This is a genomic window from Streptomyces sp. NBC_01525 (genome assembly GCF_045040405.1).
GTDB lineage: Bacteria > Actinomycetota > Actinomycetes > Streptomycetales > Streptomycetaceae > Streptomyces > Streptomyces benahoarensis.
The window spans coordinates 5,427,506-5,441,268 of record NZ_CP109397.1; the positions used below are offsets into that span (position 1 = coordinate 5,427,506).

The 13,763-nt window shown below is 68.3% G+C and carries 7 protein-coding genes and 1 pseudogene; 6 read left to right on the forward strand and 2 right to left on the reverse strand.

Annotation, left to right across the window (positions count from 1 at the left end; all coding sequences use genetic code 11):
* Positions 1 to 77: 77 nt before the first annotated feature.
* On the reverse strand, positions 78 to 6,395 hold the full coding sequence (locus OG422_RS24190; RefSeq protein WP_405745482.1) for a protein kinase domain-containing protein: 6,318 nt from the start codon (positions 6,393 to 6,395) through the stop codon (positions 78 to 80).
* A gap of 674 nt (positions 6,396 to 7,069) precedes the next feature.
* Here OG422_RS24190 and OG422_RS24195 point away from each other — a divergent pair.
* The 6 genes and pseudogenes from OG422_RS24195 to OG422_RS24220 form a co-directional block, all read left to right on the forward strand.
* Positions 7,070 to 7,878, forward strand: a protein-coding gene (locus OG422_RS24195) for an IS5 family transposase (protein ID WP_405745484.1) whose coding sequence is annotated in 2 segments (ribosomal slippage) — positions 7,070 to 7,387 and positions 7,390 to 7,878 — 807 coding nt in all. Because the reading frame shifts where the segments join, the coding sequence is not laid out codon by codon here.
* A 359-nt stretch (positions 7,879 to 8,237) separates the two neighbouring features.
* The gene (locus OG422_RS24200; RefSeq protein WP_405745487.1) at positions 8,238 to 9,017 is read left to right on the forward strand and encodes a hypothetical protein; all 780 of its coding nucleotides are present in this window, start codon (positions 8,238 to 8,240) and stop codon (positions 9,015 to 9,017) included.
* A 22-nt stretch (positions 9,018 to 9,039) separates the two neighbouring features.
* The gene (locus OG422_RS24205) at positions 9,040 to 9,201 is read left to right on the forward strand and encodes a hypothetical protein (RefSeq protein ID WP_405745489.1); all 162 of its coding nucleotides are present in this window, start codon (positions 9,040 to 9,042) and stop codon (positions 9,199 to 9,201) included.
* A gap of 352 nt (positions 9,202 to 9,553) precedes the next feature.
* Positions 9,554 to 10,123, forward strand: a complete 570-nt coding sequence (locus OG422_RS24210; RefSeq protein WP_405745491.1) for a potassium channel family protein — start codon at positions 9,554 to 9,556, stop codon at positions 10,121 to 10,123.
* Positions 10,124 to 11,015: 892 nt separating this feature from the next.
* Complete coding sequence (locus OG422_RS24215) at positions 11,016 to 12,380, forward strand: glutamate decarboxylase (protein ID WP_405745494.1); 1,365 nt, start codon at positions 11,016 to 11,018, stop codon at positions 12,378 to 12,380.
* A gap of 41 nt (positions 12,381 to 12,421) precedes the next feature.
* Positions 12,422 to 12,691: pseudogene (locus OG422_RS24220) on the forward strand (tyrosine-type recombinase/integrase); the annotation flags it as partial.
* 82 nt (positions 12,692 to 12,773) lie between these two features.
* Here the strand turns inward: OG422_RS24220 and OG422_RS24225 are convergent.
* Positions 12,774 to 13,349, reverse strand: coding sequence for a GAP family protein (locus tag OG422_RS24225; protein WP_405745496.1), 576 nt, complete (start codon positions 13,347 to 13,349; stop codon positions 12,774 to 12,776).
* Positions 13,350 to 13,763: the final 414 nt, after the last annotated feature.

The following is a 13,763-nucleotide window of genomic DNA, read 5'->3' on the forward strand; positions in this document are numbered from 1 at the left end:
TTCGGAGTCGGCGGGGTGGAGTGGTCGGGGTGGGACCTGGGCGGTGAGCGTAAGGATCGACGGGGAGAACGTAACGGTCAACGGGTCTGGAAATACGTCGCGTTGTCGTCCGCCACGGCGTCCCAGTCGGATCCGGCCCGGAAACGCAGCACGTCCCAGCCGGCCTCCTCCAGGCGGTAGCCGGCCTCGCGGTCCCGGGTGGAATCGGCGCCGTGGTCGGGAAGGTCGACGAAGACCGCGAGACGGGCACCGTCCATACGGAACACCAGATCCGGCTTGGCGGCGGCCTCCGGAACCAGGACGTCGACCTCGTCCGGCAGCCGGTAGCCCTTGGCCTTCAGCCAGCCGAGAAGATCACCCGAGGCGATCAGGGCTTCGAGGTCGGCCTCCAGCGGAGTGGGCGCGGCGGGGCCATCGCTGCCGGTCAGGGCGGGGCCGCCGGACCCGGTCGCGGTGGGTGCCGCCAGCCGGTGGAACTGCTCGCTCCGGGATTCGCCCCGGTCCTCGCGTTCGGTCTGCGAACCCGCGAGGCGCAGCAGCAGCGGGCGGGCCGCGTGGCGGCTCAGCAGGCGGTGATGGGTCTGGTTTCCGTACGTCAGGAGACAGGCGTAGCAGCCGCGGGCGCACTCCTCACCGCCCTCGGGACCGCCCAAGTCCTCGCCGGTGTCCGGGTCGAAGTGGCAGATCTGCAGGGCGGCGCGGGCGGCCTTCGCCAGCGCCCCTCGCTCCTGTCGCAGCCGGCGCAGCACACCGGCTCCGCCCTCCGCGGCCTCGGTGAAGAGCAGCCGGCGGCGCGGTCCCTCGGGCGGCGGCAGGAGTTCGGCCGTCAGCTCGGAGTCCTCCAGCTCGAAGGCGGCCTCGATGCCACGCTCCAGGGCGTACAGGACGGAGAATGCGATCGGCTCCGGCAGCGGCTCGTCCAGCGTCGACACCAGGATGTTCCGCCGGTCCTCCACGTACGGCAGGACGCGCTTCCGGCGGCGCTTCTCGTTGCCGTCCTCGTCGACCACCGGCATCCCGGTGCCCTCCACTGCGTCCGCCGCGGCCCGGTCGTTGAGCCAGCGGCCGTCGCCCAGGTCCAGCCAGTAGCCGTCCTGCACATCCTCCTTGTCGCGGACCCGGCCCAAGTTGGTGATCCGGACCGTGGCCGAATCGCCGTAGTCGAGGGCGAGGACGGCGGCACCTTCTCCGTCCGTCACCTGCGAGGTGAGACGGCCCTTGCGGACCCCGTGGTCCTGGAAGGCGTACGAGGTCTCCAGCCGGAAACCGGCCCGGCGCCGCTCCTCCTCGTCGGAGGAGATCCGCTCGCGGGGGGTGGTGTACACGGTGTGGAGATGGATCAGGCCGGTGCGCTTCCCGGTCAGCTCCGTATCGCACATCGCGCAGCGGTCGAGGCCGGGACGGACCGGGTGGTGGTAACCGCAGGTGTCGCAGCGGCGTGCCTCCGCCGTCGCCAGATCGCCGGAGGCGTCCGGCGGCAGCTGGATCCGGGTCACCTGGTAGCGGGCGCCCTCGTGGTAGATCAGCGCACCCGGGCCGAACTCGCGGATCGCCAGGAACCGCGGCCGCTGGAGATAGTCGCCGTCGGCGTTGCGCCGGTTGCCCGAACGTGGGATGTACGCGGCCAGCGGCAGGCGCGGGAAGCTGTAACCGGGGAGGAAGCCCTCGGAGGCCAGATAGCGGTAGGGGTTGAAGTCGCTCATCACCGACTTGTTGTCGGTGGAGCGGTTGAGCAGCAGATTGGTCTGCGTCTCGGCCTCCCGGCGGCGGGTGCGGGCGCGGCCCTGCTCGCCCTGGCTGAGCGTGTGGTCCACCACCCGCTTGTTCTGCTCGTATTGGTCGAGTACGGCGGCCCGGAACAGGTCACGCCACCGGTCGAAGGACTTGTCGAACCTGTCGGCGGCCCGCTCGATACGGTCCTCGATCCACTCGTCGTACCACCAGGTCGTGTCCTGGAAGTCCGAGATCAGCGGCGCGAGCACGTTGTGTGCGGCGGTGACCGCGCGGCGCCGGGCCCCCTCGTCGAGCGACCTGTCACGGATGTGCGTGTGCAGCGGCAGCACCATCCGCGGATCGGGCCGGTCCCCGCTTTCCGGGTCGTACGCCACGTCGACGATGTCAGGTACGGCCGTACCGAGCTTCATCTCGGTCTCCGCCAGCCAGATGCTCTGGACGTGCGAGCGGACCAGGTCCTCGTTGGCGAGATCGAGGCGGGGCGGCGCGACCTGGCCGGAGACCATCGCCTCCGAGCGGCGGAAGTAGTACTGGTCGTGGCTGTTGCCCGTCGCGCAGTACGTGGTCACCAGCGCCGGCTGCCCCGAACGGCCCGCACGGCCAGAACGCTGGGCGTAGTTGGCCGGCGTCGGCGGCACGTTGCGCATCATCACCGCGTTGAGCGAGGAGATGTCGACGCCCAGCTCCATCGTCGGCGAGCAGTAGAGCAGCGGCAGTTCGGCCGTGCGGAACTCCTCCTCGCGCAGCAGCCGGTCCTCCGGCGGCACCTGCGCGGTGTGCTCGCGGGCGTAGAGCCCCGCCAGCTCGGTTGCGGCGTTGCGGTACAGATCGCGGAAGAAGGGATTGACGCGCGGCCCCTCGCCGTGGCTGTAGGTGCGGGTCAGCGGGTCGATCGCCCCCGTCTCCCCGGTGCCGGCCCGCCACACGATCGCGGCGGCCGACACCCGGTACCCGGTGCGCTTCTCCGCCGCACGCCGGCGGAACACCGGCCCCGAACGCTCCGGGGCCGCCTCCACCTCGCGCACCAGGTCGGCGTCGCGGAGCACGGTGAGCAGGGTCTCGATCACCCCCTGCACATCGTCCTGCGGGGCCTCACGCAGCGCGGGGACGTTCCGGCGCAGATACTTGCCGAACTTCCCGCGCGGCGAGAGGAACAGGGCGGTGCGCTCCATACCGGGCTTGGAACCGTACGGGTAGGCCGTGCCGACATTCGGCTTGTCGCTTTCACTGAGGACCCAGGGGCCGGTCAGCCGCTCCTCGCTGGCGCCCTTCAATGCGTCGAAGTCGTCCCGGAAGTACTGCACATCGATGGCCAGGCCCCGGCGCAGGAAGTCCAGGAGGGTGCGGGCGATCTCGGCACGCAGCTCCGCGTCGATCTCGCGGAGCACCGGGTGCGCCGGTTCCCAGCGCTCGGCGCGGGCGGCCACCCACTCCAGGTCCTCGTAGTCGATGCGTAGCAGGCCCGTCTGCTCCAGGTTGGGCATGGTGATCCGCCAGCCGCGCTCCAGGTCGCGGTAGAGGCGGTAGCCGACGACGTCCCGGAAGGTCTTCGTCGCCCGGCGCTCCATGGACGGCGGCTGGTCGGCGACACCGGTGTACTCGCGCGGTGCAAGGCCCATCACCTCCGTCACCGCCGCCGTCAGGTCGTCGTGGCGCACCCCCTCCTCACCGGAGCGCACGACCGCCGCGTACAGCGCCCCGCGCAACTGGGTGACCTGCGCGAAGTCGTTGAAGTGGCCGGCCTGCAGCGAGGCGTCCTGACGGTTGTCGACGAAGGTGAGGAGCTTGCGGGCCTCCTTGTCCAGGCTCTTCTCCGGCACCGCGCGCAGCGACTTGAGGATGGAGGCCGAGATCAGGGAGGTGGCCGAGGAGCGGCCCTCCTGGTCGAGCGTCGCCAGCTTGGCGAAGTCACGGCCGCGGGTCTGCTCGTACGACACCTGGCAGTGCAAACAGAACAGGAACGGCGCCGGGACGAACGCCGCCTCGAGACCCTTGCCGCTCTCCGTGCTCTCCGTGCCGAGAGGGTCGACGACGACGCGCCTGGGCACCCGCTCTCGGTAGGTCTTCTTCACCACCGTCAGACCATTCGCATCCTGCTCCAGCCAGGACTCCGGAATCCGCCGGTCGTCCACGGCCCGCTGCGGATCGGCGGGCCAGACGTAGTCCTCGTCCGGCACCCCGACGTACAGACAGCCCTCGCCCTCGCGGCCGCCGGAGGCCGAGGTGCCACGCCGGGGCTCGTAACGGAAGACACCGTCACGGCCCTCGGTGCGCCACACCGTGAGGTACTCCTGACCGCACTCCCGGCAGAACGACAATGGGTACAGCGGCATGCCGCCGCTGCCCGGCTGCTCCAGCTGGAAGGTGCGGGTCAGCGGGCGGGTGAGCGGGTTCTCCAGGGTCGTGTACACGGTGTCGCCCTTGGAGAGGAACTGGTGCAGGCGGAAGGCGAAGAGGGGCCGCTCGGTCACCGGGTGCTTGGCCTGGGAACCGGCCTCCAGGGTGGCGCGGATCGCCTCCCGGACCTGGTCGGCGGGGACCCCGGAGTCGGTGGACAGTTCCTCGGCGGCCGACTCGATAGTGCGCGGCGCACAGCGGCGCAGCCGCCCGGTATCCGGCTCCTCCTCAAGGCCGAACCGGGACTCCACCCAGCGGGCGAGGGGGTCCCGGGTGAGTGCCTCGTACGCGCGGGGCGCCGCGGGCATCCGCAGCCGCTCGGGGGGAACGGCCGCCGGGGGCTGATCGGTGGCCCGGACCAGCGTCTCGCCGATCACCCGAGTGGGCAGCACCGTGGTGCCGAAGAGCCGGCCCGCGACCCGGGCGACCTCCCGCCGCTGGTCCTCCCAGGTGCCCTCGGTGGACATGGTCGCCGAGGTGCCGATGCACTGCAGGTTCTGCCCCGCACGGCATGCCTCGCGGACCCGGCGGATCAGGAGCGCGACGTCCGCGCCCTGCCGGCCCCGGTATGTGTGCAGCTCGTCGAAGACGAGGAACTGCAGGCCTTCGGCGTTCCGGATCAGACCGTCGCGGTCGTCCGGCCGGGTGAGCATCAGTTCCAGCATCACGTAGTTGGTGAGCAGGATGTCCGGCGGATTCCGGCGTAGCTCCTTGCGCCGCTCCTCGTCCTCCTGGCCCGTGTACCGGGCGAAGGTGACCGGCTCGTGGCCCTCCCCGAAGCCGTGCCGCAGGTACTTCTCCAACTCCTTGAGCTGGGAATTGGCCAGCGCGTTCATCGGGTAGACGACGATCGCCCGTACCCGTCGCGGAGCCCCCGGAGCGGCCGCGTCCCGCTCCTTCAATACCTGGTTCACGATCGGCACGATGTAGGAGAGCGACTTGCCGGAACCCGTGCCGGTGGTGAGCACGTACGAGTCGCCTTCCTGGGCCGCCTCGATCGCCTCGCGCTGATGGCGGTGGAAGGTGAGCGGCCGGCCGTCCGGACGGCGGGCGTCCTCCTTCTTGCCGGCCTGGAAGATCTCGGCACAGCGTGGATGCAGCAGCCCGTCCCTGACCAGATCGGTGACCTGGCCGCCGTCGGCGAAGAACGGATTCAGCGAGAGCCAGGGGTCGGGCCACTGCGACTTCGAGGCCAGGTCGTCCTCGACGAAGTTCTCGATCCGGGCGTCACGGATGACGGTGGCGCTCCGCGTGAAGCTCTCGTACTCCTCGATCAGATTGTTGTGGATACCGAAGACGTCCATGGTCTCCGGCAGGCGGGGCGAACGGCGCGGTACCGGGGCCGGCTTCACGGCGGCGGGCTGCGGCAGCTCGGCGCGGAGCCGGGCCACCGGGTCCATCGCCGTCCACTCCGGGGCGAGCAGGTCGACCGTCGCGTCGGGGGCGAGCGCGTGCGGGATCAGGGCCTCGCGGACCAGGGTGGCGTTCTCCGGCCGGTTCTCCGGCTCCTTCTCCAGGAGCCGGGAGACCAGGCGCACCAGGGCCTGCGGCAGATCGGGCCGGACGATGGTCAGCCGCGGCGGCGGGTCGTACTGGTGCTGCACGGACAGCTCGTAGGCGGTCCGCGCGGAGAACGGGGGGCGGCCGATCAGCATCTCGTAGAGGACGCAGCCGAGCGCGTACAGATCGGCCGCGGCGGAGACCGGCTCGGCGCGGAACTGCTCGGGCGCCATGTACCGTGCCGTGCCGACGCTCACGCCGGTGCTAGTCAGTCGCGTCTGGTCGGGGTCGTCGACGATCGAGCCCATGCCGAAGTCGAGGATCTTCACGGTGCCGTCGCGGAGCAGCATCGCGTTGGCCGGCTTTAGATCGCGGTGTACGACGCCAGCCGTGTGCGCGGCGGCGAGGCCGGACGCGATCTGCGCGCCGATCGCGGCGACCCAGGAGACCGGGAGCTGCGGCTCTTCATCCATAAGCAGGCCCAGGGTGTGGCCGTCGAGCAACTCCATTGCCAGATAAGGGAGACCGCTGGCACCCGGTGCGTCGTCGACGCCGCCTGCGAGCAGATGGGTGAGGTTGGGGTGACCCTGGGAAAGCATGCGCATGATCTTCACCTCGCGGTGGAAGCGCTGTGTCTCCTTGTTCCCCTCCGCAGCCTCGACCAGCAGGCCGGTGCGGTTGCGCAGCACCGTCTTGAGCGCCACCTCGTACTGCGTCGAAGCGGGTGCGGCCTCCAGGTCCACGGCCCGGTGCACCTCGCCCATGTTTCCGCGACCCAGGTCACCGGTAATCCGGAAACGTCCACCGACCTGCTCCAGTGCCACTGCTGCTCCCCGTCACTCGCGTCGTGGTGGAAGGTATCTAGCGGGGAGCGTACACCAGAAGTGAGGGTATGGACCGTGAAGTGCTGTTGACTATGTCAACACGCCTTGACTCCGACTGCGGCAATGAATGGAGGGGGCGGTGGTTGTCGTTTCGGTCCATGACCGGCGACGGTGTGCCAGATGGCCTGCGGGCCATGGCGACGCTTCTGGCCGGCCTGCGGCAGGCGGCGGTAGGTGGAGCGGTGCCCAAGGCGGCGCTCCGGGTGCAGGTGGGAGCACCGGTCCTCGGCGGTCATGCGCAGTAGGGGAACGGGGGGCTGGGTGCCAGTACGGCAGGCGGTGGTGCATACCGAAGTCGACCCTTCAGCCTCTAAAAAGTTGCACGGCCCCATGAGGGAATGAGTGCGACAGGGGGAGTTCCCGTTCCCGGACGCCGCGGCGAGTTGTTGCTCGAGCGATACAGAGACAGCGAGGGGCAAGTGTTGCTGAAGTACCAGCGTCACCGGAGTCATCCGGTCACCTCGAAGATTTTCTCCTAAGAGCTCGTAACACGATCTTGCTGAATCGTCCTGGTTGGCCGTGACCGGTGTGAGGATTCGGCCGTTCGTGATGGTGTGACTACTCGGCCGTGGATCGTGGATGACGACTTGTGGGCGCTGATCGAGCCGCTGCTGCCGCCCTGGCCGGAGCGGTCGCCGGGGCCGAGGCCGGTGTCGGACCGACTCTGCCTGCAGGGCATCCTGTTCGTCCTCTACAACGACATAGCCTGGCAACTCCTGCCGTTGGAGCTGGGGTTCGGCTCGGGTCAGACGTGCTGGCGGCGTCTGGACCGGTGGCAGAAGGCCGGCGTCTTCGACCGGCTGCACCGGATCCTGCTCGCGGAGCTAAACGCGGCCGGCGAACTCGACTGGTCCCGGGCGTGTGTGGATGGTTCACACATCCGGGCGAAAAAGGGGGTGCCGACACCGGTCCGTCGCCGGTCGACCGGCGCAAGACAGGCAGCAAACATCACCTGATCTGCGACGGGCGCGGCACCCCGCTCAAAGTCATCACTACTGCGGCCAACGTCAATGACGTCACCCAGATCCTCGCCCTGGTCGACGGCATCCCGCCCGTCGCGGGCCGCCCCGGCCGGCCCCGCCGCAGGCCCGAAGCCCTGCTCGGCGACAAGGGCTACGACTCCAACGTCCATCGTGACGAACTGCGTCACCGGCGGATCCTGCCCGTCATCTCCCGCAAGGGATCACCGAACATCAAGGGCATGGGCGAGCTCCGCTACGTCGTCGAGCAGACCTTCGCCCTGCTCCACCACTTCAAACGCCTCACTGTCCGATGGGAGCGTCGCACTGAACTCCACGACGCCTTCGTCTCCCTCGCCTGCAGCCTCATCTGCTGGAGACGTCTCAAGAAAGCCCGCTCATGATCGTGTTACGAGCTCTAAGGGGAGTTTCCGGCGCCCTCGCCGGGTGGTGGTGGTTCCTGCACGGACTCGTCAGAACCAGTCCGCGCAAGGATTTGCAGGTACGCCTCAACTCGAGTTGCCGGTTCTGGCAGCTGGCTGATCTCGCTTCTGATCAGGCTGTGTATCTCCCGCCGTTCGTCCTCCTGCTGGCTGACCTGGGGCCGATCACCGTGCTCCGCCGTCGCCCGCTGCCGGCGGGGCGGACGCACGCACCGGTGCTCGAGGCGCTGCGAGACGGACGTCCGCTGGACTGACGCCCGCTGGCCCGTGGGACACCGCGTGGCGGTTGCGGCTCGCCCTACCGCCGCAGATTGGGGGGGATGGGTGATCGTGTCCCGGCCGAGGACGGGCTGGTCGGCTGGTGGGTGGCGCTGCCACCGGGAGCAGGAACGGCGGTGATGGCGACCGGGATTGTCTCCATCGGGCTGCACCTGGTCGGGCAGGAGGCGCTCTCATGGATCCTGCTCGTCCTGGCCTCCATCGCGTGGCTCGCGCTCGCCGTCGACTTCGCGCGGCAGCTGCTGCGCGAACGGGACCGGTGGGAGGTCAAGGCAGACACGCCGCCCGCGCTGACTGCAGTGGCCGCGACGACCCGCCTCGGGACCTGGTTCGCACTCCAGGGATGGTCGGGTGTCGCCGTCGCCGCGCTGGTCGTCGCGGTACTGATCTGGCCGGTGCTGCTGACGGCGGTGGTGCGGCACTGGCGGCGGCGCTTGCCGGGAACGGTGTTCCTGGTGTGTGTCGCGACGCAGGGCCTGGCTGTGCTGGGCGGAACGCTGGTCGTCTCGCTGCCGTCCGGGTGGCTCGCCTGGCCGACACTGGGCTGCTTCGTGCTCGGGCTGGCGCTCTACCCGATCGCCTTCCTCCGCTTCGACCTCGGCCGGTACGGTCCGGCGCGGGCGACCAGTGGGTGGCGGGCGGGACGCTGGCGATCTCCGCGCTCGCCGGAGCGAAGTTGCTGGCCGTTCCCGCCTGGCGCGACACCGCTCTGCACGACGCGCTGCGTCCGCTCACGCTGGTCACGCTCGCGCTGTCCGTGTGCTGGTACGCCGTCCTCGTCTTCGCCGAGGCACGCTGGCCACGTCCGCGCTACGACATGAGGCGCTGGGCGACGGCTTCCCGATGGGCATGACGGCCGTCGCCACCCTGTCCGTCGCCGTCGCCGACGCCGCGGCCGTCGGCTGGCTGCGGACGCCGGGCCAGGTACTGCTCTGGGTCGCCGCGGCCGCCTGGGTGCTCGCGCTGGTCGGGCTGGTCCGGCACTTGGCTGCGTACTCCCGGTGACCTGTGCCGGGACCGCGGCAGGGGGCCTTTCTGGGTACCCCTGGCGCGGCGGTACACACCAAGCCGCCACACCGACCGCGGGAGTACGTTTGCGCACCCACTTGGCGAGCGACGGGATCAGGGCATGTCCGGCACAGGCCATCGATAGACGACGCGGCAGACATCCTCCGGGCGCAGTTGCCTCCAAGACTTCCGCCGATCCCTGGTCCAACCCCCGACCTCGATCAGGCGAACCGCAGCCGAGATCAACGACACACTCACGGACGCCGCGTAATATCCACTCCACGGCACCTACCTCGTCGAGCTTTTACACCGCTCCGAGGACGCGACCGTGTGAACCGGAGGCCGCTAGATGTTTATCCCGAAACTGCTGCGCGCCCTGGCCCCGGCACAGCGGCGACGGCTGACCTTGTTGGCATTCGTGCGCATCCTGGCCACCTCGCTGAGCCTGGTCGCGTTGTACTACCTCGCCCCGCTGCATCAACTCGAGGAGTTGTCGGTCCCGGTCCCGGTGTCATTGTCAGTCGCGCTGCTGGTCCTTGCCGGAGCCGTGACCTGGCAGGTCCGTTCGATCACCCGCGCCGACTACCCCACCATCCGGGCGGTCGAGGCACTCTCGGTCACCGCACCGCTATTCCTGCTGCTGTTCGCCGCGGCGTACTTCATCCTCGCCCAAGATAATCCGGCGAACTTCAGTACCCACCCCCTCACCCGCACCGACACCCTCTACTTCACGGTGTCGACCTTCACCACGGTCGGCTTCGGCGACATCACCGCCACCAGCGAAGCCGCCCACCTGATCGTCACCGTCCAGATGCTGCTCGATCTCCTCGTCCTAGGTCTTGGTTTGCGACTTTTCTTCGGAGCAGTCCGGACCAGCAAGAGCCGGCTATCCGACACAGCCACCGACGCATCCCCGTGAGACCGGGCGCCCCGCAATCGGCCAGCAGACGGCACCCGGCGTGACTGACCACCCCGTGACCGTCGGACCGAGACGACGAGCTCGGGGCGCAAGGCGGAGTGTGCACGCAGAAAGTTCCTTCCTGCTCGGATGCCAGAGATCTGCGGCAAGCCTTATCTCCCAGCTCAGAAGGAACTTTCGCTTTTCCGATCAAGATCCGGGTGCCCCGGCATGTGAAACGCGCTAATGGCAAGATGATTTTCTTCCTGTTCGCGAATGCGTCGCCGCCGAACGTGTCGACTCCCCCTGTGCCGTTGGCTCGGTGCTCCAGAGAATCAGCCTCCGGAGTACGGAATCTGACCGCTGCTGGATAATGGGTGATGAGTCCACTGGGCTTCACGCAGCTTTCTGACTGACCAGGCTCATGCTATTTGGTCTCTTCGTGAGTGGAGCGCGTCATGAATCCACTGGAACGAGCACTCAAGGGTCGGCGATTTGCTGCCTTCACAGTAAGGAGGTAATCGGCGCATCGGTGATGCGGTGAAATTTGCCCATGATGGTGACCGTGAATTCATGGAATCATTGAGGGATGTCGACTTGTGAATTATGTGGTGAGCGTCACCATTTTTTGGTCGCACTTACGTCAGATATCGAAAGCCTCGCCCGGCCTTGATCTCGGGCGTAGCCTCGGTCGCCCCCGGGGCGAGGGCTTCGGCGGCCTTCTCGCCAATCCTGATTTTCAGATCGCGGCAACCTCGCTGGCGGTTGGGGGCCGCGAACGACTCAGCATAAAGGCGACCACGTAGATAACTGCTGCGACAATATCGACGGATACGACGAAGGCCACGGTTCGCTGTTCTTCCTCGGCGTGTTCTTCGCCGAGGAACGTTCCGGAACTGTTTGAATCCTCCGCATGACCAAGAGTGACGCTGCGGCTCTGTTCGGCAACCGGTTTCTGACCGCGCCCGCTCCCTCGGAGGAATTCCCCGAGGAGGGCATGACGGCGACGGACGCCATGAGGCTGCTGGATGCGGACCTCGTCATGGAGGGCGACCCGCAGCGCAACCTGGCCACGTTCGTCACCACCTGGATGGAGCCGGAGGCGCAACGGATCATCGCCGAGAACCTCCACCGGAACTTCATCGACCACGCGGAGTACCCCATCTCCGCCGAGATCGAGCAGCGCTGCGTTCGCATGCTCGCCGACCTCTTCCACGCACCGGGCAAGACCACCGGATGCCGGACCCAGGGCTCGTCCGAGGCGATCATGCTCGGCGCGCTGTCGCTGAGGTGGAAGTGGCGGGAGCGCCGCCAGGCGGCCAACCTGTCGGCCGACCGGCCCAACCTGGTCTTCGGCGGCGACGTCCACGTCGTGTGGGAGAAGTTCTGCCGCTACTTCGACGTCGAGCCGCGGATCGTGCCGCTTGCCGAGAACAAGTACACGATCGGCCCGGAGGACGTGGAGCCCCACCTCGACGAGAACACGATCGGCGTCGTCGCCGTCCTCGGCACCACGTTCACCGGCCACAAGGACGACGTCGTCGGGATCGACAAGCTCCTGCGGGACATCCGCAAGGAGCGGGACCTCGACATCCCGATCCACGTTGACGGCGCCAGCGGCGGCTTCGTGTGGCCCTTCCTCTACCCGGACTCGACATGGGACTTCCGGCTCGACCAGGTCCGCTCGATCAACGTCTCGGGACACAAGTACGGCCTGGTCTACCCCGGCATCGGCTGGCTGGTCTTCCGCGAGGAGTCCGACCTGGCCAAGGACCTCGTGTTCCACGAGAACTACCTGGGCAAGACCGACGCGACGTTCACACTGAACTTCTCGACCGGCGCGGCGATGGTGCTCGCCCAGTACTACAACTTCGTGCGGCTGGGTCGCCAGGGCTACACCTACGTCATGGAGACGATGCAGAAGAACGCCCACGCGTTGGCGGACAACCTGCGTAGCAGCGGCCGCTTCGAAGTGATCGGCAGCGACCTCGAGCAGCTGCCGCTGGTCGCTTTCCGCCTTGCCGGCAAGCACGCCTACGACGAGTCCGACGTCGCCTGGCAGCTCTCGGCCGAGCGCGGCTGGATGGTGCCGGCGTACACGCTCCCGCCCAACGCGGAGCGAGTGAAGATCCTGCGTGCACTGGTCAAGGAGACCCTGAGCCGCGAGCAGATCGAGCGTCTGACCCAGGACATCGCCGACGCGTGCAGCACCTTGGACCACAAGGGTGCGACCACCGAGATCGAGCGGGCCCAGGTCAAGCGCGGCACCGGCTACTGAGGCCCGCAACAGCACCCCCAGGGACGGGCGATGAAGTCGCGGCCAAGAACGCGGACCTACGGGTAATCCGACCGCATGACGCTCGGCACGGCTGCGTGACCCTGCTCACCGCGGCCGGGGTGAGCAGGGTCGTGATGGAGTTCCTGACGCACCACCAGATCGCCGTCACGATGAACGTCTACGCCCACGCGTTCCAGGACACTTGTCGGGGATGTGAACCTAAGTCTCTTCGTCCGGAACTATCGGCTGTACTCCGCTGCTGTACTTCTCGTCCGGCTCGGGCCCCGGTGACTCCCCTCGCCGTTGGGTAGTTTTCCCGCGGGTGCCACCGATGGGCTCGGGTTGGCCCAAGCGCGTCCTCTCCTCGTGGCGTGCAGCTGTCCCCGGCCGTACTCAGGTGGCGAGGATGCTGATGCCGTCCCCGAACAGTTTCAGGCCGAGGACGAAGAACAGGACGGCCATCACGGCGACGTGGTGCTGTACGGCCCAGTCCTGCCAGGAGCTGAGCATGCTCTTTGCCCGTTCTCCCATGATCAGGTAGGCGGTCAGCGGCGTGAGCACCCCGAGGGACGCGGTGCTCACGCACACGGCGAGCGTCCCGATCTGCTGCGGGACGGGAATCCCGGCTGAGCTGATCGAGGCACCGGCAGCGATGGTGAGCGGGGCGTTCTTGAGATTGGCGGCCGACAGAGCCGGTGCCAGCCCAGGACCCAGCCGAGGGCGAACAATGTTCCGTTGAGGCGTCCGCCCGGTGTGGCCAGGATGAGGATCATGGCCATGATGGGAAGTGGACTGACCGCGACAGCGGCGACCAGGCCCAGCACATGACCAACAGCGTGTCCCGAGACGGCCTCCGCGCGTGGTCGTAGGCATCGGTCTGACGAGGACCGGTGGCCGGGGCCACATCAGGGATGCCTGATCGCGAGCCCAGGTGATCGTCCCGTGCACCGGCGTGGCTCTCACGCACATCGTCAGGTGGCGTCGGCCCCGAAGCGCGGTGGCGGAGACGAACGGGTGAATGACCGGCGCCGTGAGGGGCTGCGGGAATGTTCGTCATGCCCAGCTGAGGGTGCGCGTTCCTGGTGATTCGGCACCGCTCGCCGACGGACGTCTTCAACGCGCGCCTGCATTCACGACGCGCCTACGATGAAGCAGTGTGAGGCCGCCTGGCGGACGGGGCGTTGTCTTCCGTCGCGTGAGCACGCCGGTCGGCCAGATGGTAGCGGCGTGGCGACGAGACTCGGCGCATGACCGAGTCATAGACGTGTGCCAACGGTGTGGAGTAATTCGGCAGCAGACTGCCGGGCGCCCGAGCAAAAGCACTGCCCTCGATGGGCTGCCCGAGGAGTACGCCCAGGGTATCTACGCCACCCCGGGCAGGCA